This is a genomic window from Streptomyces sp. CA-243310, assembly GCF_050936775.1.
Classification (GTDB): domain Bacteria; phylum Actinomycetota; class Actinomycetes; order Streptomycetales; family Streptomycetaceae; genus Streptomyces.
Genome location: NZ_JBNJMF010000002.1, coordinates 1,288,866 through 1,312,144, shown reverse-complemented (window position 1 = coordinate 1,312,144; position 23,279 = coordinate 1,288,866). Strand labels below are relative to the sequence as shown.

22 protein-coding genes and 1 riboswitch are annotated in these 23,279 nt (G+C 72.2%); of the genes, 14 read left to right on the top strand and 8 right to left on the bottom strand.

What is annotated here, in order from left to right:
- Positions 1–194: 194 nt before the first annotated feature.
- A complete protein-coding gene (locus tag ACQEVM_RS23420; protein ID WP_433082089.1) occupies positions 195–914 on the bottom strand; it encodes a GNAT family N-acetyltransferase in 720 nt (239 codons plus the stop codon).
- Positions 915–1,444: 530 nt separating this feature from the next.
- On the opposite strand from ACQEVM_RS23420, the gene ACQEVM_RS23415 reads away from it, so the two are divergent.
- The 3 genes from ACQEVM_RS23415 to ACQEVM_RS23405 all read left to right on the top strand — a co-directional run bounded on the left by ACQEVM_RS23415 (position 1,445) and on the right by ACQEVM_RS23405 (position 4,833).
- A complete protein-coding gene (locus ACQEVM_RS23415) occupies positions 1,445–2,074 on the top strand; it encodes a glutathione S-transferase C-terminal domain-containing protein (RefSeq protein ID WP_433082087.1) in 630 nt (209 codons plus the stop codon).
- Between the two features lie 157 nt (positions 2,075–2,231).
- On the top strand, positions 2,232–3,032 hold the full coding sequence (locus ACQEVM_RS23410) for a carbon-nitrogen hydrolase family protein (RefSeq protein WP_433082085.1): 801 nt from the start codon (positions 2,232–2,234) through the stop codon (positions 3,030–3,032).
- Positions 3,033–3,120: 88 nt separating this feature from the next.
- Positions 3,121–4,833, top strand: coding sequence for a flavin monoamine oxidase family protein (locus tag ACQEVM_RS23405; protein WP_433082083.1), 1,713 nt, complete (start codon positions 3,121–3,123; stop codon positions 4,831–4,833).
- Between the two features lie 278 nt (positions 4,834–5,111).
- On the opposite strand, the gene ACQEVM_RS23400 is transcribed toward ACQEVM_RS23405, so the two are convergent.
- From ACQEVM_RS23400 to ACQEVM_RS23390, 3 genes are all read right to left on the bottom strand, one after another.
- Entirely contained in the window at positions 5,112–5,753 is a 642-nt protein-coding gene (locus ACQEVM_RS23400) for a DUF5995 family protein (RefSeq protein WP_433082081.1), read from the bottom strand.
- Between the two features lie 76 nt (positions 5,754–5,829).
- Positions 5,830–7,236 carry a uracil-xanthine permease family protein gene (locus ACQEVM_RS23395; RefSeq protein WP_433085338.1) on the bottom strand — a complete coding sequence of 469 codons (1,407 nt, stop codon included), beginning with the start codon at positions 7,234–7,236 and terminating at the stop codon, positions 5,830–5,832.
- A 79-nt stretch (positions 7,237–7,315) separates the two neighbouring features.
- Positions 7,316–8,530, bottom strand: a complete 1,215-nt coding sequence (locus ACQEVM_RS23390; RefSeq protein WP_433082079.1) for an MFS transporter — start codon at positions 8,528–8,530, stop codon at positions 7,316–7,318.
- A 56-nt stretch (positions 8,531–8,586) separates the two neighbouring features.
- On the opposite strand from ACQEVM_RS23390, the gene ACQEVM_RS23385 reads away from it, so the two are divergent.
- A complete protein-coding gene (locus ACQEVM_RS23385) occupies positions 8,587–9,747 on the top strand; it encodes an ROK family protein (protein WP_433082077.1) in 1,161 nt (386 codons plus the stop codon).
- A gap of 82 nt (positions 9,748–9,829) precedes the next feature.
- Here the strand turns inward: ACQEVM_RS23385 and ACQEVM_RS23380 are convergent, their stop codons facing one another.
- From ACQEVM_RS23380 to ACQEVM_RS23365, 4 genes are all read right to left on the bottom strand, one after another.
- Positions 9,830–10,564: an SDR family oxidoreductase gene (locus tag ACQEVM_RS23380; RefSeq protein ID WP_433082075.1), complete on the bottom strand. Its 735-nt coding sequence runs from the start codon at positions 10,562–10,564 to the stop codon at positions 9,830–9,832.
- 29 nt (positions 10,565–10,593) lie between these two features.
- Entirely contained in the window at positions 10,594–11,328 is a 735-nt protein-coding gene (locus tag ACQEVM_RS23375) for a sigma factor-like helix-turn-helix DNA-binding protein (protein ID WP_433082072.1), read from the bottom strand.
- Positions 11,329–11,502, bottom strand: coding sequence for a sigma factor (locus ACQEVM_RS23370; RefSeq protein ID WP_433082070.1), 174 nt, complete (start codon positions 11,500–11,502; stop codon positions 11,329–11,331).
- 91 nt (positions 11,503–11,593) lie between these two features.
- Positions 11,594–13,951 carry a chitinase C-terminal domain-containing protein gene (locus ACQEVM_RS23365; protein ID WP_433082068.1) on the bottom strand — a complete coding sequence of 786 codons (2,358 nt, stop codon included), beginning with the start codon at positions 13,949–13,951 and terminating at the stop codon, positions 11,594–11,596.
- Between the two features lie 312 nt (positions 13,952–14,263).
- Positions 14,264–14,394: riboswitch (FMN riboswitch) on the top strand.
- Between the two features lie 253 nt (positions 14,395–14,647).
- Between ACQEVM_RS23365 and ribD the strand changes: the two genes are divergently transcribed.
- The 10 genes from ribD to ACQEVM_RS23315 all read left to right on the top strand — a co-directional run bounded on the left by ribD (position 14,648) and on the right by ACQEVM_RS23315 (position 23,270).
- On the top strand, positions 14,648–15,730 hold the full coding sequence (gene ribD / locus ACQEVM_RS23360) for a bifunctional diaminohydroxyphosphoribosylaminopyrimidine deaminase/5-amino-6-(5-phosphoribosylamino)uracil reductase RibD (RefSeq protein ID WP_433085336.1): 1,083 nt from the start codon (positions 14,648–14,650) through the stop codon (positions 15,728–15,730).
- Positions 15,731–16,354 carry a riboflavin synthase gene (locus ACQEVM_RS23355; RefSeq protein WP_433082066.1) on the top strand — a complete coding sequence of 208 codons (624 nt, stop codon included), beginning with the start codon at positions 15,731–15,733 and terminating at the stop codon, positions 16,352–16,354.
- The gene (locus ACQEVM_RS23350) at positions 16,351–17,004 is read left to right on the top strand and encodes a nicotinamide mononucleotide transporter family protein (RefSeq protein WP_433082064.1); all 654 of its coding nucleotides are present in this window, start codon (positions 16,351–16,353) and stop codon (positions 17,002–17,004) included. The genes ACQEVM_RS23355 and ACQEVM_RS23350 overlap by 4 nt, the downstream gene beginning before the upstream one ends.
- Complete coding sequence (locus tag ACQEVM_RS23345; RefSeq protein WP_433082062.1) at positions 17,001–18,299, top strand: bifunctional 3,4-dihydroxy-2-butanone-4-phosphate synthase/GTP cyclohydrolase II; 1,299 nt, start codon at positions 17,001–17,003, stop codon at positions 18,297–18,299. Before ACQEVM_RS23350 ends, ACQEVM_RS23345 begins: the two co-directional genes overlap by 4 nt.
- Before the next feature lie 62 nt (positions 18,300–18,361).
- The gene (gene ribH, locus ACQEVM_RS23340; RefSeq protein WP_007262951.1) at positions 18,362–18,847 is read left to right on the top strand and encodes a 6,7-dimethyl-8-ribityllumazine synthase; all 486 of its coding nucleotides are present in this window, start codon (positions 18,362–18,364) and stop codon (positions 18,845–18,847) included.
- A 35-nt stretch (positions 18,848–18,882) separates the two neighbouring features.
- Positions 18,883–19,164: a phosphoribosyl-ATP diphosphatase gene (locus tag ACQEVM_RS23335; RefSeq protein WP_433082060.1), complete on the top strand. Its 282-nt coding sequence runs from the start codon at positions 18,883–18,885 to the stop codon at positions 19,162–19,164.
- Between the two features lie 75 nt (positions 19,165–19,239).
- Positions 19,240–20,088, top strand: coding sequence for an ATP phosphoribosyltransferase (gene hisG / locus ACQEVM_RS23330; RefSeq protein WP_053681799.1), 849 nt, complete (start codon positions 19,240–19,242; stop codon positions 20,086–20,088).
- A gap of 94 nt (positions 20,089–20,182) precedes the next feature.
- On the top strand, positions 20,183–20,647 hold the full coding sequence (locus tag ACQEVM_RS23325; RefSeq protein WP_433082057.1) for a PH domain-containing protein: 465 nt from the start codon (positions 20,183–20,185) through the stop codon (positions 20,645–20,647).
- 200 nt (positions 20,648–20,847) lie between these two features.
- On the top strand, positions 20,848–22,197 hold the full coding sequence (locus tag ACQEVM_RS23320; RefSeq protein WP_351375088.1) for a hemolysin family protein: 1,350 nt from the start codon (positions 20,848–20,850) through the stop codon (positions 22,195–22,197).
- Positions 22,194–23,270, top strand: a complete 1,077-nt coding sequence (locus tag ACQEVM_RS23315; protein ID WP_433082055.1) for a hemolysin family protein — start codon at positions 22,194–22,196, stop codon at positions 23,268–23,270. The genes ACQEVM_RS23320 and ACQEVM_RS23315 overlap by 4 nt, the downstream gene beginning before the upstream one ends.
- The last annotated feature ends 9 nt before the right edge of the window (positions 23,271–23,279 follow it).

The window sequence follows — 23,279 nt, the reverse complement described above, 5'->3', positions numbered from 1 at the left end:
CAGGGACGACGCGGCGGGACGCAGGCCCGTTCCGGGCCGAAGCGGGTCCGGGAATGCCACCGGACCGACCCCGTCGCAGCGAGCCGGGGGGTGGGATGGGCGCCCGCACACTGCGTGTCCACCGCCACCCCCCTGTTCATCGCTACCCACCCCGAACCTAAGCCGCCGGGTGCGCTCACTCGATGAACCCCGTGTTAAGCCTTCTTTTCGTCGCCCGGGCCGCCCGGGGTCCGCACCCCGATGAAGACCGGCTCGCGGCGCAGCACGAAGCCCATCGACGTGTACAGACGGATCGCGTTCACATTGCCCGCGGCGGCGTGCAGGAAGGGAACGTCCCCGCGCTCGCGGATGCCGGCGGCCACCGCCCGGATCAGCCGCGCCGCCAGGCCCTTGCCCCGGTGCCCGGGGTGCGTGCACACCGCGCTGATCTCCGTCCAGCCCGGTGGCCGCATCCGCTCCCCGGCCATCGCCACCAGCCGGCCCTCGTGCCGGATCCCGAGGTACGTGCCCAGCTCGACGGTGCGCGGCAGGAAGGGCCCCGGCTCGGTCAGCCGGACCAGGTCCAGCATCTCGGGGACGTCGGCCGCCCCGAGCCGCACCGCCTCGGGCGCCGGCTCGCCGGGCACCGCGCTGCCGTCGAGCTGGACGCCCGGTACGGCCAACACCGTCTCCCAGCCGGCGGGCGGCGTCGGCAACCCCGTCAACCAGACCTCCGTGCCGGGACCCACGAGCGCCGCGAGGTCCTCCCAGGCGCGCGGGTCGTCCGGATCGGCCAGGGCGGCGAAGGGGTTCGCGTCCGTCCGGTAGCGGGCGGCGCGCCCACCGGGTATCGCGAAGTCGCGGTGCGGGCCGCTCAGCGCCGCCCAGACCGGGTTGTCGAGAGGATGTGTGTCGGTGTCCGTGTCGGGGGACATGAGGTGCGGGGATCCTTCCGTCGAATACGCGGGGTCGCCGGTTCGTGACCGACTTCTTGACGGCCTCGCGCGACGCCGTGAGACTGCGGGGGACGGTCAGGATCGTCAGCGCCCGCGACGGGCGGGTTTATGCCCCGAGGACAGGACGAGATCGGTGGAGATGGCCCGGACACCCGAGACGGGGACGCATCCCCTGCGCCGCTCGTGGCTGACCCGACGCCTGCACATCGACCTGCTCCGCGTCTGCAGCGCCTTCGCCGCGCACGCCTGAAGCCCTCTCCACCGCCCGGCCGGCCGATCAGGCCCGCCGACCCGCGGTCCCGCCACGCCTCCGCGCCGCCGTGTGCGGGCGGCGGCCGGGGCGCCCTCCCGTGCCCCGGCACGGCCGGGCCGCCCGCGCCGCGGCGTCCCCTTTCCCACCCGCCGCGCCTCCTCCTGCCCGGGCCCGGGGCACCCTCGGCCCGGGTACCGCTCACCGACGACCCACCCCGCGGCCCCGCAGGCCCCGGTACCGACGACCGAGGAGAGCCATGCTCCAGATCACCCTGCCCCGCACCGCCCCCGCCCCGGCCCTCCGAGGCCGCATCGGCAGCGGCTTCTCGCCCGACCCCCGCCGCTACCACCTGCACCTCGCCGCCGACTGTCCCCGCTCGCTCCGGGTCACCACCACCCTGCGCCTCCTCGGCCTCGCCGACTGCGTGGGCACCACCGTGCTCGGGGATCCGGCCTCCCATGCCGCCCTGCGCGCGGCGTACGAGGCCGCCGGACACCACTACGACGGCACCCTCACCGTTCCCGCGCTCAGCGACACCTGGAGCGGCCGCGTGGTCAGCAACCACACCCCCGACATCATCGACGACCTGGCCGTCGGTCTCGCGGGGCGCCCCGATCTCGCCCCGCCCGCCCCCGCCGCGCTCGCCGAGGCCGTCCGGACACTCCTGGACGACACCGCGCCCCCGGCCGGGTGGTCGGCCGCCCTCGCCCTGCTGGAACAGCGCCTGGCCCGGTCCCCGTACGCCCTGGGCGACCGGCCGACCGTCACCGACGTGGACCTGTGGGTGGCGCTGCGACACCACCCCGCGTCGGCCGGGGCGGGGCGGTCCGTACGCTCGTACCTGGGTCGCCTCCGCGCCCATCCCGCCTTCCGCTCGGGCGAGTGAATCGGCGGCGGAGGGGGTGCGTGCAACGAATCGCCGCTCGACCCGCCGAATGCGCAACGAATCGATACTCCGAGCGCAACGGTGACGGCTTGTCCCGGTCGAACGCCCGAACGTACCGTCTAATGACCCCCTCCCCACCTGTCACAGAGGTACGCCCATGCCCCCGCTGCGCACCGCCCTCCTCCAGAGCTCCGGACGGCTCGGCGACACCGCCGCGAACCTGAAGGCGCTCGACGAGGCCGCGGCACGTGCCGCACAGGGCGGGGCCGGGCTCCTCGTGACCTCGGAGATGTTCCTGACCGGCTACGCGCTGGACCTCCAGGACATCCCCGGCATCGCCGAGCCGGCCGACGGCCCGTCCGCCGTCGCCATCGGCGACATCGCCCGCCGCCACGGCGTCGCCGTCCTGTACGGCTACCCGGAGCGGGCGGGCGACGCCGTCTTCAACTCCGCGCAGCTCATCGGTCCCGACGGGACCCCGCTCGCGAACCACCGCAAGACCCACCTCTTCGGCTGCTTCGAGCAGGACGCCTTCACCCCCGGCGACACCCCCGTCGTCCAGGCGGACCTGAACGGCCTCCGCATCGGCATCCTGATCTGCTACGACGTGGAGTTCCCCGAGAACGTCCGCGCGCACGCGCTGGCCGGCACGGACCTCCTCCTCGTCCCGACCGCGCAGATGCACCCGTTCCAGTTCGTCGCCGAGCAGCTGGTCCCCGTCCGGGCCTTCGAGAACCAGATGTACATCGCGTACGTCAACCGCACCGGCCCCGAGGGCGAGTTCGAGTTCGTCGGCCTCAGCTGCCTGGCCGCCCCCGACGGGGTCACCCGCACCCGGGCCGGCCGCGGCGAGGAACTCGTCTTCGGCGAGGCCGACCCGGAACTGCTGCGGGTCTCGCGCGAGACCAACCCCTACCTGCGCGACCGCCGCCCGGGGCTCTACGCCTCGCTGGTCTGACCCACCAGAGCCCGGAACCCCACGGACCCGCCCCCGGTCCGCCCTCCCGCCCCCACTGCCCGAGTCCGTTCGCAAGGAGCCGTACCCCATGACGTCCACGGTGCCCACCACCGCCGTCCCGCACAGCGACGGACAGCCCCCGATCACCATGTTCGGCCCGGACTTCCCGTACGCGTACGACGACTTCCTGGCCCACCCGGCGGGGCTCGGCCAGATCCCGGCGACGGAGTTCGGCACGGAGGTCGCCGTCATCGGCGGCGGACTGTCCGGCATCATCTCCGCCTACGAGCTGATGAAGATGGGCCTCAAGCCCGTCGTCTACGAGGCCGACCAGATCGGCGGCCGGCTGCGCACCGTCGGCTTCGAGGGCGCCGGCACCGAGGAACTGACCGCGGAGATGGGCGCCATGCGCTTCCCGCCGTCCTCCACGGCCCTCCAGCACTACATCGACCTCGTCGGCCTGGCCACCGAGCCCTTCCCGAACCCGCTCGCCGAGGCCACCCCCTCCACGGTCGTGGACCTCAAGGGGGAGACCCACTACGCCGAGACCATCGCCGACCTCCCGCAGGTCTACCGCGACGTCGCCGCCGCGTGGAACGCCTGCCTCGACGAGGGCGCCGACTTCTCCGACATGAACACCGCGATGCGCGAGCGGGACGTCCCGCGCATCCGCGAGATCTGGGCCAAGCTCGTCGAGAAGCTCGACGACGAGACCTTCTACGGCTTCCTCTGCAAGTCCGAGGCCTTCCAGTCCTTCCGCAAGCGCGAGATCTTCGGCCAGGTCGGCTTCGGCACGGGCGGCTGGGACACCGACTTCCCGAACTCCATCCTGGAGATCCTCCGCGTCGTCTACACCGAGGCGGACGACCACCACCGCGGCATCGTCGGCGGCTCGCAGCAGCTGCCGCTGCGCCTGTGGGACCGCGCGCCCGGCAAGATCCTCCACTGGGCCCAGGGCACCTCGCTGTCCACCCTGCACGACGGCGCCCCGCGCCCGGCGGTCACCCGCCTGCACCGCACGGCCGGCAACCGGATCACGGTCACCGACGCCACCGGCGACATCCGCACGTACCGCGCCGCGATCTTCACCGCGCAGTCGTGGATGCTGCTGTCCAAGATCGAGTGCGACGACACGCTCTTCCCGATCGACCACTGGACGGCGATCGAGCGCACCCACTACATGGAGAGCTCGAAGCTGTTCGTCCCCGTCGACCGGCCGTTCTGGCTGGACAAGGCCGTCGACGACGCCGGGAACCCGACCGGCCGCGACGTCATGTCGATGACGCTGACCGACCGGATGACCCGCGGCACCTACCTCCTGGACAACGGCCCGGACAAGCCCGCCGTCATCTGCCTCTCGTACACCTGGTGCGACGACAGCCTGAAGTGGCTGCCGCTGTCCGCGAACGAGCGGATGGAGGTCATGCTGAAGTCCCTCGGCGAGATCTACCCGAACGTCGACATCCGACGGCACATCATCGGCAACCCGGTCACCGTCTCCTGGGAGAACGAGCCCTACTTCATGGGCGCGTTCAAGGCGAACCTGCCGGGCCACTACCGCTACCAGCGCCGCCTGTTCACCCACTTCATGCAGGACCGCCTCCCCGAGGACAAGCGCGGCATCTTCCTCGCGGGCGACGACATCTCCTGGACGGCAGGCTGGGCCGAAGGCGCCGTGCAGACCGCCCTCAACGCGGTCTGGGGCGTCATGCACCACCTCGGCGGCACGACCGACACCACGAACCCGGGACCGGGCGACGTCTACGACGACATCGCGCCGGTGGAGCTCCCGGAGGACTGACCCCTCCCGGACCCCGTGACCACGGGCCGCCCCCGCGCGAACAGCGCGGCGGCGGCCCGTTCTCGTGCCCGCGGCCCGTTCTCGGGCATGCGGGCGCCGCGCGCGAGGTGGGCGAAGGTGGCGCGGGAACCGTACGGGGCGAACCGCGCGACACGGGTGCGCAGCGCGGCGGACCGCCGCCGAGGCGTCCGGGTCGGGTCGAGGACCTGCGGGCGACGGGCGGCGAGGCCGGTCACCGGGGGAGGCCGGCCGGCGGCCCGCCCCGCCCGCACGGGATTTCAGCCGCGCGGGGTCAGCAGACAGCGGCCGACCAGTCCGACACCGGCGTCCAGGGAGTCGGCGAACTCCTCGGCCAGTTCGGGGACGCGCCGCAGCGTCCACAGCAGGCGGGCCGCGGACCAGGCGCCGGCCCGGGCGCGCTCCAGGCTCCACGACCCCACGAGATGGGTCAACGGGTCGGCGATCTCCAGCAGGTCGGGGCCCGGCATCAGGTCCTCGCGGATCTGCTCCTCCAGGGAGACCAGGGTGTCGCCCACCCGGTCGAAGTCCCCTTCCAGGGCGGCCGGTTCACACCCAAGGTGACGGCAGGTGGCCACCACCGCCAGCGCCAGGTCGTGTCCGATGTGCGCGTTGATGCCCGCCAGCGCGTGCTGGAGCGGCCGGATCCCGGGGTGTCGGCGGTATTGGAGGAGCGGACGCCAGCAGGCCGGGGCCCGGTCCGCCTCCACCGCCGCCAGGTACCGCTCGGCGAAGCACACGCTGAGGGTCTGAGCCCTGCGCGGGGCGGGGAACGCCCCGTGGGAGAGCCGTTCGTGCAGCGTCTGCGTCACCGTCAGGTACACCCGGTTGAAGACGGCCACACCGTCCTGCGCGGGGAGCCGCTCGTCCAGGGCGCGCATACGCGCGAGCACCGCTTCCATGGGAGGCAGCGTCGCAGCAGGAGCGCGCCGTGTGGGGAACTTGGCCGTACGCTTCGCCGGTTCGGGCGAAGCGGCGTCAACCCCGCTTGTCCCCGGGCCCGTCCCCGCCCCGCGGACCGTCGTAGTCGGAGGTGCCCGAGTCGAGCGGCGGCTCGTCCTGCTTCATGTGCGCCGGGGCGAAGTACCGCAGCGTGTGGTAGCCGGTGATCACCACGATGGTGCCGAGCGCGATGCCGCCCAACTCGAAGCTGTCGGTGATGTTCAGCGTGACCCCGCCGATGCCGATGATGATGCCCGCCGCGGCCGGCACCAGGTTCAGCGGATTGCGCAGGTCCACCCGGCCGCTGATCCAGATCTGGGCGCCGAGCAGGCCGATCATGCCGTAGAGGATCACGGTGATGCCGCCCAGCACCCCGCCGGGGATGGCGGCGACGACGGCGCCGAACTTCGGGCACAGGCCGAAGAGCAGGGCGAAGCCGGCGGCGGCCCAGTAGGCGGCCGTCGAGTAGACCCGGGTGGCCGCCATGACGCCGATGTTCTCGGAGTACGTGGTGTTGGGCGGGCCGCCCACCGCCGTCGACAGCATCGACGCGGCCCCGTCGGCCGCGATGGCGGTGCCGAGCTTGTCGTCGAGGGGGTCACCGGTCATCTCGCCGACGGCCTTGATGTGCCCGGCGTTCTCCGCGATCAGCGCGATGACCACCGGCAGCGCGATGAGGATCGCCGACCATTCGAAGGCCGGCGCGTGGAAGCTCGGCAGCCCGATCCAATCGGCCTGGGAGACCCCGGAGAGGTCGAGCCGCCAGTGGTCGACCTTGTCCGGCCCGCCCGTGGTCGAGTGGATCTTGCCGAAGACCAGGTCGAGGATCCAGGAGAGCGCGTACCCGAAGACCAGGCCCAGGAAGATCGCGATCCGGGACCAGAAACCCCGCAGGCACACCACGGCGAGTCCGGTCACCAGCATGGTGAGCAGCGCGGTCCACTGGTCCTGCGGCCAGTACGTGGAGGCCGTCACGGGCGCCAGGTTGAAGCCGATCAGCATCACCACCGCGCCGGTCACCACCGGCGGCATCGCCGCGTGGATGATCCGCGCCCCGAACCGCTGGACCGCGAGCCCCGCGAGGAACAGCGCCACGCCGACCACGAACACCGCGCCCGTCACGACCGCGCTGTCCCCGCCGCCCGCCCGGATCGCGGCCGCGACCCCGACGAAGGCGAGCGAGCAGCCCAGGTACGAGGGGACCCGACCGCGCGTCGCGAGCAGGAAGATGATCGTCGCGACGCCCGACATCATGATGGCCAGGTTCGGGTCCAGGCCCATCAGGACCGGCGCCACGAAACTCGCGCCGAACATCGCCACGACGTGCTGGGCGCCGAGCCCGGCGGTCCGCGGCCACGACAGCCGCTCATCCGGCCGCACCACCGCGCCGGGGGCGGGGGTCCGCCCGTCTCCGTGCAGGGTCCAGCGCACGCCGAAGCCCATGTTCCACCACTCCCGTTTCACCGACCGGTCAACCATCCGGGCCGCACCGCGTGTCCAACCACGGGAGCCAGCCGACATATTACGGCCGGATTCCAGCGGTTTCGTCCCGGTTGGTCGCGGCGGCTTTGCCGGCCGCGGGCTTCGGGCGCAGCACGGCGGCCCCCACCACCAGCGCGAACGCCAGCAGGGTGACCAGACCGAAGGAGACCACGAGCGAGGTCGCGTCCGCCACCGCGCCGATTGCCGACGGTGCGATCAGACCGGAGGTGTACGTGATCGTCGCCACCCCGGCTATCGCCTGGGCCGGCGCCGGACCGCTGCGCGCGGCCGCCGCGAACGCCAACGGGACCACGACCGCGATGCCCAGTCCGATCAACCCGAACCCCGTGAGGGCCGCCGCCGGATGCCGCACGGTCACCACCAACACCCCGCCCAGGGTGGCCAGCACGCCGCCCACGCGGACGGTGCGCACGGCCCCGAACCGGTCCACCACCCGGTCCCCGGCGAGCCGCGCGACGGCCATCGTCAGCGCGAACGCCGTGGTCGAGGCCGCGGCCAGGCCCGCGTTCGTGTGCAGCACGTCCCGCAGGTACACGGCGGACCAGTCGAGACTGGCGCCCTCCGCGAAGACGGCGCAGAAGCCGATCGCGCCGATCAACAGGGCCGACCGCGGGGGCAGGGCGAAGCCCGGCGGCGCCTCCGCGTTCTCCGCGCTGCGCAGGTCCAGTACGCCCCGTACGGCGATCAGCCCGGCCGCGGTCAGTGCGAGCGCGGCGATCAGGTGGTGAAGGCGGGCGTCGGCGCCGGTGTGGGCCGCGAGCGTGCCGGCCGCCGAGCCGACGAGCGCGCCCACGCTCCACATGCCGTGCAGCGAGGACATGATCGAGCGGCCCATCCGGTTCTCGGTCTCCACGCCGAGCGCGTTCATGGCCACGTCCGCCATGCCCGCGCTCGCCCCGTAGACGAAGAGCGCGAGGCAGAGCGTCACCAGGTTCGGGGCGAGGCTCGGCAGGATCAGCGACAGCGTCCACATCGAGAGCAGTCCGCGCAGCGCGGCGCGCGCGCCGAACCGGTGGTTGATCCGCCCGGCCAGCGGCATGGCGAGCGCCGCGCCCAGGGCGGGGAAGGCGAGTGCGAGCCCCAGGGTGCCGGCGCTGAGCTGCGCGTGGTCCTGGATCCAGGGGATGCGGGTGGCGAAGGAGCCGGTGACGGCGCCGTGGGCGCAGAACACGGCGGCTATGGCGAGGCGGGCATGGCGCAGTCGCGCCGGGCTGAGGTCGGTTTCCCCGGTCATGACACGTAAACTATCAGGGACCCTGCCTGATGGTTAATGCCCCGGGACTCCCTAAGATGGGCGCCGTGACCCCTGCCAAGGCCCTGACGGCCGCCGCTCCCTCGCCCGCGTCGCCGAGCACGGCCCGAGCCATCAACGACCGGCTCGCCCTCGGGCTCCTCCAGTCCGAGGGCCCCCTCACGGCCACCCAGCTCAAGCACCTGACCGGCCTGTCCCGGCCGTCGGTGGCCGACCTCGTGGAACGCCTCGCCGAAGCCGGCCTGATCGAGGTCGTGGGGGAGTCCGGGGAACAGCGGCGCGGCCCCAACGCCCGCCTGTACGGGATCGTCGCCCGCCGCGCGCACCTGGCCGCCCTCGACGTCCGCACCGACAGCGCCACCGCGGTCGTCACCGACCTGCTGGGCCTGCCACTGGCCGAGGTCTCGCTGCCGGTCGACGCCGTCGAGGAGGCCGTGGACCGGCTGGACGCCCTGACGCGGGAGGTCGGCGCGGACCCCCTGCACACCGTGGTCGTCGGCGCTCCCGGGCTGGTCTCCCCGTACAGCGGCCAACTCGGCGACACCCTGCGCCTGCCGTCCTGGCACCGGGACCTCGTGGCGGCCCTTCGGCGACGGCTGCCGGCGAAGGTGGTCGTGGAGAACGAGACCAACCTCGCCGCCCTGGCCGAACAGCGGATCGGCGCGGCCCGCGACGTGGACTCCTTCGTCCTGCTGTGGCTGGGCGCCGGTGTGGGCGCGGCGGTGGTCCTGGACGGGCGGCTGCGTCGAGGGGCCTCCGGCGGAGCGGGGGAGATCGGCTTCCTGCCCGTACCGGGGACCGCCGCACTGCCGTCCGACACCGACTGCGGTGGAGGCTTCCACGCGCTGGCAGGACGCCGGGCCGTCACCGCGCTGGCGGCCGAACACGGCTTCCGGGGACCGGCGGAGGAGGCGGTCGCCGGAGCCGCCGGCGAGGCCTTCCTGGACGCGCTGGCCGAACGCCTCGCGATCGGGGCGGCGGCCGTCGCGGCGATCCTCGACCCGGGATGCGTGGTCCTGGCGGGCGAACTCGGCCACGCCGGCGGCCCCGCGCTGGCGGCCCGCGTCGCCGCCCGCCTGAGCACACTGACCCCGGTCACGACGGAGGTCCGCGCCACGGTCCTCGGCGGTGCGGCGGTACTGGCGGGGGCCAGGCTGGCCGCGCGCGAGGAGGCGCAGTCCGTGCTGTTCGGCGGTTGAACCCACCCGCGCCGGGCCACCCGCGCCGGGCCAACCCGCGCCGGGCCCGCCCGCACCCGGCCGCCGCCCCGTCTGCGCACGGCTACCGCCGGGCCAGGAACTCCGCGAAGGTGCCCCGGCCCACCGCGTGCGACGGGGCCAGGTTCCCGCCGCGCCGGAAACCGGCGTACGCCCTGCCCGCGAGCGGGAGCGCGACGATCCGGCGCCGCCTGCCCGTCGCCCTCAGGTACGCGCGCGCCAGGTCCGGCAGGCTCCGGATCTCCGGGCCGCCCATGTCGTCCACCCGCCCCGCCGGGGCGGGCACCGCCAGTTCCGCCAACCGGTCCGCGACCTCCTCGACGGCGATCGGCTGCACCCTGACCCCCTTCGGCAGCGGCATCACCGGGAGCTTGGCCGCCGCGCCCACCACCTGCGCGACCAGGTCGTGGAACTGCGTGGCCCGCAGGATCGTCACGCCCAGCCCCGAGGCCTCCAGCAGCCGCTCCACCTTCAGCTTGGTCGCGTAGTAGCCGAGCGGCACCACGTCCACGCCCACGATCGAGACGTAGACGATGTTGGTCACGGTCCCGGCCCGCCGGGCCGCCTCCACCAGGTTCCCGGCGGCCACGTCGTCACCCCCGCGCGGGGAGCTTGCGCAGTGCACCACCACCTCCGCGCCCCGCAACGCCGCATCCAGGCCGGACCCGTCGATCAGGTCCACCGGGTGGTCGGGCGCGTGCCGACTGAGGACCCGTACGTCGTGCCCCGCCGCCAGCAGTCGCGTCACGACGAACGAGCCGAGGTTTCCGGTGCCTCCGGTGACGACGATCGTGTTCATGGTGTCCCTTCCTTCCCGAGAGGATGCGTTCACCAGCCTGGACCGGACAGCCCTCCGGAATGTGACAGCTGTCGTCGCAGGAACCCCAGCTTCCCCGGGGCGACCACCACCCGCGCGCCACTGACCAGTCCATTCTCGAATTCCGGCACGAACACCGCCACCTCGCCGAAGAGCAGCGCCGGAGCCCCGTTGACCTCCGCGAACGTGACCGCCTCCGCCCCGACGAACTTCCGCAGCGCCCCCACGAGGAAACGGGCCACGTTCTCCCGGCCCACGACGGGTCGCCGGGCCGCGCCCACCACCCCGCCGCCGTCCGACACGTACCGCACGTCGGCGGTGAGCAGGCTCTCCAGCCGGGCCAGGTCTCCGTCGCGCGCCGCGGCCATGAAGGTCTCCACCAGGCCCCGCCACTGTCCGGGATCGGGTTGGAACCGCGGCCGGGGCGTGTCCACCCGCACCGCCGCCCGCCGGTGCAGCTGCCGGGAGTTGACCTCGGTGACGTCCAACAGCCCGGCGATCTCCCGGTGTCCGTACCCGAAGGCCTCCCGCAGCACGTACACGGCGCGCTCCATCGGCGTCAGCCGCTCCAACAGCACCAGCAGGGCCATCGAGACCCCGTCCCGCCGCTCGGCCGAGTCCAGCGGGCCGAGCGTTCCGTCCCCGGTGAGGACGGGCTCCGGGAGCCAGGGGCCGACGTACTCCTCGCGGCGGGCGCGCGCGGAGGTGAGCCGGGTCAGGCACAGCCGGGTGACCGTCTTGGCCAATCAGGCCCCCGGGTGCGCGATCGGTTCGCGGTCGGCGCCGTTCCACCGCAACCAGGCGTCCTGCACGACGTCCTCGGCCTCGTGGGCGGAGCCCGGCATGCGGTAGGCGATGCCGAACATCCGTCGTCGGTGTTCCTCGAAGTCCGCTCCGGTCGCGGCGTTGTCCGTGATCACCGCACCAGCCTACGAGCGGACGCGCGAGGACCCGGTGGCCGCCGGGCCACCGGGTCCTCACACTCGTCGGGTCAAACGGGCGGACCGGGGGTCAGCACGCGCCCTGGTCCTTCCAGACGCCCCAGTCACCGGTGGTGCCGGGCTCCTCGTTCTGCGTCCACCAACCGGCCTTCCAGTTGCGGCCCTTGTGCGACACCACGTTGCCGCTGTTGTAGACCTGACCCGCGACGTACGCCGGGTTGGTGCACGTGCCGCCCGGAGGCGTGGTCGGGGGAGTCGTCGGCGGGGTGGTCGGGGGAGTGGTGGGCGGGGTGGTCGGCGGGGTCGTGGTGCCCGGCTCCACCACCGTCGTGCCGCGCGCCAGGTCGCCGGCGAGGGCGTAGGTCGTGCCGGAGATGTTCACCGTCCAGTTGGAGGGCGTGGACACCGGCAGGTAGTAGTTGAACGACAGGTCGACCGAGGCGCCCGGGGCCAGTGTCTGCCAGGCCGGGAGCTTCAGTGAGACGCGGTTGAAGTCGCCCTTCAGGCCACCGACGTTGCTGCCGGTGTGGTCGCTGCTGATCACCTTGGTGCCGAAGCCGGACTGGTCCGAGGCGTTGGCGGGGGCCGAGGTGCCGTAGTCGAACTGGAACTCGGTGCCGCCGGGCAGCGTGCCCTTGGTGTTGTTGGTGATCTTGATCTTCGGGGTGATCGGGTAGTTCGAGTCGCCGAGCTTGAACTCGTTGAACTCCGTCTTGATGTCCACGGCCTGCGTCGGCAGGGTCGCGTTGGACTTCTTCGCGCCGTACGGGGACGCGGCCTTGAACTTGTCGTACATCACCGAGGTGAGCGTGTCACCGATCTCGTACTGGCCCTTGGCGGCGTTCCAGCCGTAGTCGCCTGCCATCTCCCAGACCATGGTGCCGCCGATGCCCCGGTTGACCACGTAGTCGGCCTTGGCCGCCACCGACTGCTCGTCCTCGGTGGAGAGGAAGACCTTCTTCTGCGCGTTCCACAGCCACGGGGCGACCAGGTTCGCGTCGTACTTGCGGACGTAGCTGCCGGTCAGGGTGGTGTTCGCGGGGAAGCCGTACTTGGTGACGTAGTCGCCGACGATCCCCTTCTCCAGGTTCTTGGCGTGCCACATCGGGTTGGAACCGGCGGGGGACTCGACCCCGTTGGTGTCCTTGTCGTGCCACAGGTTGTCGATGCCGACCGCGCCGTCGCCGCACTTGGTCAGGCCCGCTCCGGCCGGACAGGTGGTCGCGGACGCCTTGCCCCACAGGCCGTCGGTGCCGCCCTGCACGTTCTTGAAGCCGCGGGTGTAGTAGGGCAGGCCGATGTTGATGCGGCCGGCCGGCATGGAGCCGCGGAAGTAGTGGTAGGCCCAGTCGGTGTTGAGGTAGCCGACTCCGCCGTACTGGGAGCTGCCGTAGACGTTCGCGGCGGCCAGCTCGGCGTCCTTGCCGTCGTCGAAGAGCGAGGCGTTGGGGCCGACGTACTCGTTCCAGGCGCCGTGCAGGTCGTAGGACATGATGTTGACGTAGTCCAGATACTTCTGCATCTGGAAGGTCTCCATGCCGCGCAGCAGATAGCCGGAGGAGGGGGCGGCGACGGTGAGCAGGTAGTGCTTGCCGTCGGCGGCGCCGGCCCGGTCCAGCTTCTCGCGCAGGGACTTCATCAGGACGTCGTAGCCCTTGACGAGGCCGGCCCGGCGGGCGTTGGACAGCTGCCAGTCCAGCGGGTTGCCCGCGTCCTTCATGGTGGTCGGGTACTCGTAGTCGATGTCGACGCCGTTGAACCCGTACTTGCGGATGAAGTCGACGGAGGAGGCCGCGAAGGTGTCGATGCCCGCCTGGTTGACCGAGCCGTCGGCGTTGGTGGCCATCGAGTAGAAGCCGCCGGAGGCGACGCGGTTGCCGTCGTCGCCGAAGTAGCCGCCGGTCTCGGCCCAACCACCCACGGAGATGAGCGTCTTGACGTTCGGGTACTGCTTCTTGAATTTGTTCAGCAGATTGAAGTTGCCCTTGTAGGGCAGGGCGGGGTCCATCTCGGCGCCCGCGACGCCCGGCCAGGTCATCCCGGTGGCGGAGTTGTTCGCGTTGTCCGAGCCGACCGAGATCTTGTTGTCGGATCCGACGTGGGCGAAGGCGTAGTTCAGGTGGGTGACCTTGGACCACGGGATGTTGTTCGGCAGGTAGGCGGGGGTGCCGTCCTTGCCGGTGCGCCATCCGGTGAAGTAGCCGATGACGCGGCGCTGGTGGTCGGCGCCCATCTTCTCGCGGCCCGCGGAGTCGTAGACCGAGCAGTACGGGACGTCGACGCCGGCCGTCTTGTACAGCCCGTCGGGGCGACAGGACTCGTTGTCGGCGGCGTGCGAGACGCCGGTCGAGAGCCCGCCGACCAGCAGTCCGGCGATGGTGGCGCCGGATGCCAGGAGCATCGCTCTCGTACGTGTGGGGGACGGCATGGTGCCTCCTGGGGAGGGGAGGATGGCAGGACACAACGTGCAGCAACATGCGGAAGGGTGAAGCTGGTTGGCCCGCGACGTGCGCACATCCGACGGGCCGCTCCCTGGGAAGATGAAGGGAACGTTAAGAGGACTAGACCAACCCGTCAATAGGTCTGGACCAACGCTCGGTCGGAAGTGTGCGCCCCGCACCGGCCGCGCGCGGCCGGCGCGACAGCGGCGCTCGAGAATGGCTTGTTTGTGATCCAGGCCACACGCACTCACCCGCATGGCCGCCGATCACCCGTGGCACACTGGCCTGAGTACCAGTAGCAGCGCACTCCGGGGTCGGTGTAATTCCGAACCGGCGGTTATAGTCCGCGACCCGTCCGCAGCCAGCGGCCGGTTGACCAGGTGAAATTCCTGGACCGACGGTTAAAGTCCGGATGGGAGGCAGTGCGCGGCGGGCCAGTCACCGGTACGCCGCCGTCGGCGGTCCATCGGCGTATCCAGTGGATACGTCTCGAACGGATCGTTTCATCCGACCTCGGCGTTCCCGCGTGTGCTACCCGCTTCATCTGTCGTATCCCGACAGGCCCCGGAGTCCGTGCCCGATTGAGGCAGGAGGACCCGGTGGCACCACACGTCGAGCCGCACCGCGACGACACATCCGCACGTGACGTGCGCGCCGTACGTGCCGTACGTGACGAAACCGCCATGCGCCGAGCCATCGAGCTCGCGGCCCGCGGACTCGGCTCCACCAGCCCCAACCCCGTCGTCGGCTGCGTCGTCACGGACGCCACCGGCCGCGTCGTCGGCGAAGGCTGGCACCAACGGGCCGGCGGCCCGCACGCCGAGGTCCACGCCCTGCGCGCGGCCGGAGCCGCGGCCCGCGGCGGCACCGCATACGTCACCCTCGAACCCTGCAACCACACCGGCCGCACCGGCCCCTGCGCGCAGGCCCTCGTCGACGCCGGCGTCACCCGCGTCCTCTACGCCGTCCCCGACCCGACCCCGCAGGCCGGCGGCGGCTCCGCCACCCTGCGCGAGGCCGGGATCACCGCCGAGGCCGGCCTCCTCGCCGACGAGGCCGAGGACGGCAACGCCGCCTGGCTGACCTCCGTGCGCCTGGGCCGTCCCCACGTCCTGTGGAAGTACGCCGCCACCCTCGACGGCCGTGTCGCCGCCGCCGACGGCACCAGCCGCTGGATCAGCTCCGCCGAGTCCCGCGCCGACGTCCACCGGCTGCGCGCCCAGGTCGACGCCGTCGTCGTCGGCGCCGGCACCCTGCGCGCCGACGACCCGCACCTCGCCGTGCGCGGACCCGCCGCGCAGGCCCTCGCGGGCCGGCCGCTGCGGGTCGTCCTGGACACCCGCGCCGGCATCCGGCCCGGCGCCCGCGTCCTGGACGACGCCGCGCCGACCCTGCTCGCCGTCGGCGAGGACGCCGACACCCGGCACCTGCCCGGAGTCGACGTGGTCCGCCTCCCCGGCGACGCGAACGGACTCTCCGTCGAGGCCCTGCTCGCGGAGCTGTACCGGCGCGGCACCCGCTCCGTACTCCTCGAAGGCGGCCCGACCCTGGCCGGCGCGTTCGTGGCGGCGGGCGCCGTCGACAAGGTCGTCGGCTACCTCGCCCCCGTCCTGCTCGGAGCGGGCCCGAGCGCCCTCGCCGACGCCGGTGTCGCCACCCTCACCGACGCGCTCCGTCTCCGCATCACCGACACGACCCGCATCGGCACCGACATCCGCGTCACCGCAGTCCCCGAAGCCGTCCCCACCGCCCCCAAGGAGCACTGAGTGTTCACCGGAATCGTCGAAGAACTGGGCGAGGTCACCGCCGTCGAGCAGCTCGCGGAAGCCTCCCGCTTCCGCCTGCGCGGCCCCCTCGTCACCGACGGCGCCAAGCACGGCGACTCGATCGCCGTCAACGGCGTCTGCCTGACCGTGGTGGAGACCGCCGACGGCGAGTTCACCGCCGACGTCATGCAGGAGACCCTGAACCGCTCCAGCCTCGGCGCCCTCACCCAGGGGTCCCGGGTCAACCTGGAGCGTCCGATGGAGCTCGGCGGGCGCCTCGGCGGCCACCTGGTCCAGGGCCACGTGGACGGCACCGGCGCGATCCTCTCCCGCACGCCCTCCGAGCACTGGGAGATCGTCAAGGTCGGCCTCCCCGCCGGCCTCGCGCGGTACGTCGTCGAGAAGGGCTCCATCACGGTGGACGGCGTCAGCCTCACCGTGGTCGAGGCCGCCGCCGACTGGTTCACCATCAGCCTCATCCCGACCACCCTCGCCCTGACCACCCTCGGCCTCAAGCAGAGCGGCGACCCGGTCAACCTGGAAGTGGACGTCCTCGCGAAGTACGTGGAACGCCTGCTCGCCGCCGGAGTGAACCCCCTGCACGCCCAGGAGGAGTCGAAGTGAGCGCCCTGACCTGGCTCAACGCCGAGGCCTTCGAGGTCGTCGGTCAGAAGGTCATCTGGTCCGACATGATCGGCAACCTGATGGGCCTGGCCGCCCTCGCGCTCGGCTGGCGCCGCTCCATATGGACCTGGCCCGCCCAGCTCCTCTCCGGCCTGATCCTCATCGCCGCCTACGCCTCCGCCCACCTCGCCGGCGGCGTCGGCAAGCAGCTCCTCGTCATCGGCGTGGCGCTCTGGGGCTGGCGGGCCTGGCAGAAGGGCCGACAGCAGGCCCAGGACGGCTCCATCGCGGTCCGCACCGCGAGCTGGAGGGAGCGCGGACTGCTCCTGGCCGGCGCGGCCCTCGGCACCCTCGCGGTCGGCGGCCTCTTCACCCTGTTCCCGCACCTGTCGTGGAGCCCGTGGGCGGACGCCTACATCTTCGTCGGCACGATCGTTGCCATGGTCGCCCAGGCCCGCGGCCTGGTGGAGTTCTGGTTCGCCTGGCTCCTCGTCGACCTCGTCGGCGTGCCGCTCGCCTTCAACAACGGCCTGGCCTTCTCCGGTCTCGTCTACGTCCTCTACTTCGCGCTCGTCCTGTGGGGCGCGTACGACTGGTACCAGCGCTCGCGCACCACCCCCGCCCCGGCCCTCGAAGGAGCAACGGCATGACCACCCTCAAGCCCGTGCCGGACATGCCCGCCGCAGCCGAGGAGACCTTCCGCCTCGACCCGGTCGAGCAGGCCATCCGCGACATCGCCGCGGGCCGCCCGATCGTCGTCGTCGACGACGAGGACCGCGAGAACGAGGGGGACCTCGTCCTCGCGGCCGAGAAGGCCACCCCCGAGATCATCGCGTTCATGATGAGCGAGTGCCGCGGCCTGATCTGCGCCCCCATGGAGGGCCCCGAGCTGGACCGGCTCGAACTTCCCCAGATGGTCCGGAACAACACCGAGTCCATGCAGACGGCCTTCACCGTCTCCGTCGACGCGAGCGCCGCCCACGGCGTCAGCACCGGGATCTCGGCCGCCGACCGCGCCACCACGCTGCGCCTGCTGGCCGCGGGCTCCTCCGAGCCCTCGGACTTCGTCCGCCCCGGCCACGTCTTCCCGCTCCGCGCCAAGCCCGGCGGCGTCCTGGTCCGCAACGGCCACACCGAGGCCGCCGTGGACCTCGCCCGCCTCGCCGGCCTGAGCCCGGTCGGCGCCATCGTGGAGATCGCCGGCGAGGACGGCGCCATGCTGCGACTGCCCGAGCTGATCCCCTTCGCCCGCAAGCACGGGCTGACGATCATCTCGATCGAGGACCTGATCGCCTACCGCCGCTCGGCCGAACCGACCGTGCGCCGCGAGGCCGAGGTCAGCCTGCCGACCGCCTTCGGCGAGTTCACCGCGTACGGCTACCGCTCCACCGTCGACGGCGTCGAGCACATCGCCCTCGTCCGCGGCGAGGTGGGAGACGGCCGGGACATCCTGGTCCGCATGCACTCCGAGTGCCTGACCGGGGACATCTTCCAGTCCCAGCGCTGCGACTGCGGCCCCCAGCTGCACGCCTCCATGGCCCGCATCCAGGCCGAGGGCCGCGGCATCGTCGTCTACCTGCGCGGCCACGAGGGCCGCGGCATCGGCCTCCTGTCCAAGCTGCGCGCGTACGAGCTCCAGGAACGCGGACGCGACACCCTCGACGCCAACCTCGAACTCGGCCTGCCCGCCGACGCCCGCGACTACGGGGCCGGCGCCCGCATCCTCGCCGACCTGGGCGTGCACGGCGTGCGACTGCTGACGAACAACCCCGACAAGGCCGCGGCCCTGGTCCGCCACGGCATCGCGGTCGACAGCCGGGAGCCGATGCCCGTCGAGGCCGGCGAGCACAACCTGCGGTACCTGCGCACCAAGCGGGACCGGATGGGCCACGACCTGCCCTGGCTGGACGAGGCCGTGTCCACCTCCGCCTGCGGCAACCAGTAACACGTACGAGCCAACCCGACACCACCCGAGCACCACCCGACGAACACCCGAGGAGCAGAGCTGTGAGCGGCAAGGGCGCACCCGAACTGAGCGTGAAGAACTGCGGAGACCTGCGAGTCGCCGTGATCGCGGCCCAGTGGCACGAGAAGGTCATGGACGGTCTGGTCGACGGCGCCCTGCGCGCCCTGCACGAGCTGGGCATCGACGAGCCCACCCTCCTGCGGGTCCCGGGCAGCTTCGAACTCCCGGTCGTGGCGAAGGTACTCGCCGGTCGCGGTTACGATGCCATCGTCGCCCTCGGAGTGGTCATCCGCGGCGGCACCCCGCACTTCGACTACGTCTGCCAGGGCGTCACCCAGGGCCTGGTACAGGTGTCGATCGACACCGGAGTCCCCGTCGGCTTCGGCGTACTGACCTGCGACAACGACGAGCAGGCGCTGGACCGCGCCGGGCTCGAGGGGTCGAATGAGGACAAGGGGCACGAAGCGGTCACCGCCGCCGTCTCCACCGCCATGACCCTGCGGACCGTCAGCGAACCCTGGCGCTGAGTGGCGGCGGGGGACCCCTTATTCTGAGGACCATCATGGCGAACACATCCTCCAAGACCTTCGAAGAGCTCTTCACCGAGCTCCAGCTCAAGGCCGCCAACGGCGACCCCGGCACGTCCCGCACCGCCGAGCTCGTCTCCAAGGGCGTGCATGCCATCGGCAAGAAGGTCGTCGAGGAGGCCGCCGAGGTCTGGATGGCCGCCGAGTACGAGGGCAAGGAAGCCGCCGCCGAGGAGATCTCCCAGCTGCTCTACCACGTCCAGGTCATGATGGTGGCGCGCGGGATCACCCTCGACGACGTCTACGCGCACCTCTAGACCGGCCGACCCTCCCGCGGGCCCCCGCCCGCCCCAGCCCCCACCTCTCGCAACCCACGCATCAAAGGAAGCCCCATGCTGCGCATCGCCGTCCCCAACAAGGGTGCACTCTCCGGACCTGCGTCGGCGATGCTCCATGAGGCCGGCTACCGGATGCGCAAGGAGTCCAAGGAGCTCGTGGTCGTCGACCCCGAGAACGAGGTGGAGTTCTTCTACCTCCGCCCCAAGGACATCGCGATCTACGTGTCCTCCGGGAAGCTCGACATCGGCATCACCGGCCGCGACCTGCTGCTCGACTCCGGCGCCAGCGCCGAGGAGATCCTGCCGCTGAACTTCGGCCGGTCCACCTTCCGCTACGCCACGATCCCCGGCACCGCGAAGGGCCCCGAGGACTTCACCGGGATGACCATCGCGACCTCGTACGAGGGAATCGTCGCCAAGCACCTCGCCGACCAGGGCATCGACGCCTCCGTCGTACACCTCGACGGCGCGGTCGAGACCGCCATCCAGCTCGGCGTCGCCCAGATCATCGCGGACGTCGTCGAGACCGGCACCAGCCTGCGCAACGCCGGCCTGGAGGTCATCGGCGAGCCGATCATGACCTCCGAGGCGGTCGTCATCCGCGGCAACACCGCCGACGCCGAGGACCCGCGCACCCAGCAGTTCCTGCGCCGCCTCCAGGGCGTCCTGGTGGCCCGCAGCTACGTGATGATGGACTACGACTGCCGCGCCGAGCACCTGGAGCGCGCGGTCGCCCTCACCCCGGGCCTGGAGTCGCCGACCGTGTCCCCGCTGCACAACGAGGGCTGGGTCGCCGTCCGCGCCATGGTCCCCGCCAAGGAGGCCCAGCGGATCATGGACGACCTGTACGAGCTGGGCGCGCGCGCGATCCTCACCACCTCGATCCACGCCTGCCGCCTCTGACACCCCCTCCCGGCGGATCCGCCGTCACCGCGGATCCGCCACTCCACCGGCCCCCACCGACTCACCACCTTCCGAGCAGAACCGAGCGCACACCATGGCCGAGTCCGCCGCCCCGCCCGCACCGCCCGCCCTGCCGGTCACCTTCCGGCCGACCCGCACCCGGGTCGTGCTGCTGAGCGTCGGGCTCGCCATGTTCGTGACCATCTCGGCCATCGCCCTGATCCTCGACACCCTCCATCCGGGCGAGCGGATCAGCTTCATCTTCGTGGCGATCCTGCTCAGCTCCGTCCTCGTCCTGCTCAGCCGCCCCAAGGTGGTCGCGGACGAGGCCGGCGTCACCGTCGTCAACCTCACGACCACCCGCCGGCTGGAGTGGGCGCAGATCCTGCGCGTCAACCTGCGCCCCGGCGACCCGTGGGTGTTCCTCGACCTGAACGACGGCACCAGCCTGCCCGCACTCGGCATCCAACCCGGCGTCGCCAAGGCCCAGGCGATCGGCGACGCCCGTGCCCTGCGCGCCCTGGCCGAGAGCCGCGGAACGGGCGGACACGACCACTGACCCCGCCGAGGATCGTCGCTGCGTCCCATTGCGGCGGCGATCCCAGTGACTACCCTGGTGGCGGGGCGCAGCCGTGCGCCCTCCCACCGGCCCCGGGACCCCGTGGCCCGTGGGCAACTGCGACTTGAGGAGTGACTCCCTCCAGCAATGGACGGATCGTCCGGTAGTACCCGCGCCGCCCTCCCGATGGAGGCGGCGGCATGACCATCCCGCTACTCCTGCTCGTGGCGGCTTTCGTCCTGATCCTCGCCAACGGTTTCTTCGTGGCTGCCGAATTCGGCCTCGTCACGGTGGAGCGACCCGAGGCCGAACGCGCCGCGGCCGACGGCGACCGCCGTGCCCGCACGGTGGTCGAGGCCCTGAAGGAACTGTCCTTCCAGCTCTCCGGCACCCAGCTCGGCATCACCATCACCTCCCTCGTCGTCGGCATGCTCGCCGAACCGGCCCTCGCGGCCCTGCTGTCCGGGCCGCTCGCCGCGACCGGCCTGCCCGGGGGAGCCGTCTCCGGCGTAGCCGTCGTCATCGGCATGCTGCTCGCCTCCGCCGTCCAGATGGTCGTCGGCGAGCTCGTACCGAAGAACTGGGCGGTCTCCCGGCCGCTCCAGGTGGCCCGGTTCGTGGCCGGCCCCCAACAGGTCTTCTCCCGCGCCTTCCGACCGGTCATCGCGGCCCTCAACGCCGTCGCCAACCGGCTCGTCCGGGCGCTCGGGGTGGAACCCACCGACGAGATGGCCTCCGCCCGCACCCCCGGCGAACTGGTCTCCCTGGTCCGCCACTCGGCCCAGGCCGGCGCCCTCGAACAGGACACCGCCGACCTCTTCGTACGGACCCTCTCGCTGGGCGAGCTCACGGCCCAGCACGTCATGACCCCCCGGGTGAAGGTCAGCGCCCTCCAGCACACGGCCACCGCGGCCGACGTGCTCAACCTGACACGGGCCACCGGCCTGTCCCGCTTCCCGGTCTACCGCGAACGCATCGACGAGATCACCGGCGTCGTCCACCTCAAGGACGCCCTCGCCGTGCCCGAGTCCGAGCGCGCCCGCACCACCGTGGGCCGGATCTGCGTCGCCCCGCTGCTGGTCCCCGGCTCCCTGCCGGTACAACCCCTGCTGGAGCGGCTGCGCAGCGAACAACCGATGGCCGTGGTCGTCGACGAGTACGGCGGCACCGCCGGAGTCGTCACCCTGGAGGACATCGTGGAGGAACTCGTCGGAGAGGTCCGCGACGAGCACGACCTCGCGGAGGACGGCACGCCCGAACTGGCCGCCGTGCCCGCCGAGGACGGCCGTCCCTCCTGGGAGGCCGACGGCAGCTGCCGCGTGCACACCTTGCGCCGCATAGGCCTGGAGGTGCCCGAGGGCCCCTACGAGACCGTCGCCGGGCTGGTCGCCGACCTGCTCGGCCGGATCCCCGCCCCCGGTGACCGGGCCGAGCTCCCCGGTTGGAAACTGTCCGTCCGCCAGGTCGGCCGCTACCGGGCCGAACGGGTCAGGCTGGTCCGCACGGCCCCCGTCCCCGCCCCGGCCGAGCCCCAGGCGGTGGGTCGGTGAACGCGCTCCAGCTCGTCTTCGCCCTGCTCCTGGTCCTGGCCAACGGCTTCTTCGTCGGCGCCGAGTTCGCTCTCGTCTCCGTACGCCGCAGCCAGATCGAACCCCTCGCGGCCGGGTCCAAGCGGGCCCGCCAGGTCCTCCACGGCCTGGAGAACCTGCCGCGCATGATGGCGGCCGCCCAGTTCGGCATCACCATGTGCTCGCTCACCCTCGGCGCCGTCGCCGAACCGACCGTGGCCCGGCTGCTGGAGCCCGTCTTCCACGCCGCGCACGTGCCGGAAGGCCTGATCCACCCCCTCGGCTACGCCGTCGCGCTCGCCGCCGTGGTCTTCCTGCACCTGGTCATCGGCGAGATGGTCCCCAAGAACCTCGCCATGGCCGCCCCGGAGAAGACCGCCCTGTGGTTCAGCCCCGGCCTGGTGGCCTTCGCCCGGGTCTGCGGCCCGGTCACGACCGCCCTCGGTGCCTGCGCCACGCTCGTCCTGCGGCTCTTCAAGGTCGAGCCGAAGGACGAGGTCGAGGCCGTCTACACCAGCGCCCAGCTCGGTCGCCTCCTCAAGGACTCCCGGCAGGCCGGGTTCCTGGGGCCGGTGCAGCACGAACGGCTGGAGGACGCCCTCGAACTGGGCAGCCGCCCGGTCACCGACGTGCTGCTGGCCCACGACCGGCTCGTGTCGGTCAGTCCGGCGGTCACCCCCCGCCAGATCGAACAGCTGACGGTCCGCACCGGCTTCTCCCGCTTCCCCGTCCAGTCCGACAGCGGTGCCTTCATGGGCTACCTGCACGTCAAGGACGTACTGGACCTGGAGGACCGGGAACGGGCCGTGCCCCAGCGGGTCTGGCGCCGGATGACCACCGTGTGCTCCACCCTCCCGCTGGACGACGCCCTCACCGTCATGCGCCGGGACGCCACCCACCTGGCCCAGGTCGCGGACCCGGCCGGCCGGGTGCTGGGCCTGGTCGCGATGGAGGACGTACTGGAGATGCTGGTCGGAGAGGTACGCGATCCCGCGCACCGCACCGCCCCGCCGGCCCGCCGGGCGCCCGTCTCGGAGGAGGCCATGGCGAGCTGACCCCGCCGA

Excerpts from the sequence above, each read along its gene's own strand:
- ACQEVM_RS23420 (WP_433082089.1), bottom strand. The coding sequence starts at position 914 with ATGTCCCCCGACACGGACACCGACACACATCCTCTCGACAACCCGGTC.
- ACQEVM_RS23415 (WP_433082087.1), top strand. The coding sequence starts at position 1,445 with ATGCTCCAGATCACCCTGCCCCGCACCGCCCCCGCCCCGGCCCTCCGA.
- ACQEVM_RS23410 (WP_433082085.1), top strand. The coding sequence starts at position 2,232 with ATGCCCCCGCTGCGCACCGCCCTCCTCCAGAGCTCCGGACGGCTCGGC.
- ACQEVM_RS23405 (WP_433082083.1), top strand. The coding sequence starts at position 3,121 with ATGACGTCCACGGTGCCCACCACCGCCGTCCCGCACAGCGACGGACAG.
- ACQEVM_RS23400 (WP_433082081.1), bottom strand. The coding sequence starts at position 5,753 with ATGGAAGCGGTGCTCGCGCGTATGCGCGCCCTGGACGAGCGGCTCCCC.
- ACQEVM_RS23395 (WP_433085338.1), bottom strand. The coding sequence starts at position 7,236 with ATGGGCTTCGGCGTGCGCTGGACCCTGCACGGAGACGGGCGGACCCCC.
- ACQEVM_RS23390 (WP_433082079.1), bottom strand. The coding sequence starts at position 8,530 with ATGACCGGGGAAACCGACCTCAGCCCGGCGCGACTGCGCCATGCCCGC.
- ACQEVM_RS23385 (WP_433082077.1), top strand. The coding sequence starts at position 8,587 with ATGGGCGCCGTGACCCCTGCCAAGGCCCTGACGGCCGCCGCTCCCTCG.
- ACQEVM_RS23380 (WP_433082075.1), bottom strand. The coding sequence starts at position 10,564 with ATGAACACGATCGTCGTCACCGGAGGCACCGGAAACCTCGGCTCGTTC.
- ACQEVM_RS23365 (WP_433082068.1), bottom strand. The coding sequence starts at position 13,951 with ATGCCGTCCCCCACACGTACGAGAGCGATGCTCCTGGCATCCGGCGCC.
- ribD (WP_433085336.1), top strand. The coding sequence starts at position 14,648 with ATGCGCCGAGCCATCGAGCTCGCGGCCCGCGGACTCGGCTCCACCAGC.
- ACQEVM_RS23345 (WP_433082062.1), top strand. The coding sequence starts at position 17,001 with ATGACCACCCTCAAGCCCGTGCCGGACATGCCCGCCGCAGCCGAGGAG.
- ACQEVM_RS23335 (WP_433082060.1), top strand. The coding sequence starts at position 18,883 with ATGGCGAACACATCCTCCAAGACCTTCGAAGAGCTCTTCACCGAGCTC.
- hisG (WP_053681799.1), top strand. The coding sequence starts at position 19,240 with ATGCTGCGCATCGCCGTCCCCAACAAGGGTGCACTCTCCGGACCTGCG.
- ACQEVM_RS23325 (WP_433082057.1), top strand. The coding sequence starts at position 20,183 with ATGGCCGAGTCCGCCGCCCCGCCCGCACCGCCCGCCCTGCCGGTCACC.
- ACQEVM_RS23320 (WP_351375088.1), top strand. The coding sequence starts at position 20,848 with ATGACCATCCCGCTACTCCTGCTCGTGGCGGCTTTCGTCCTGATCCTC.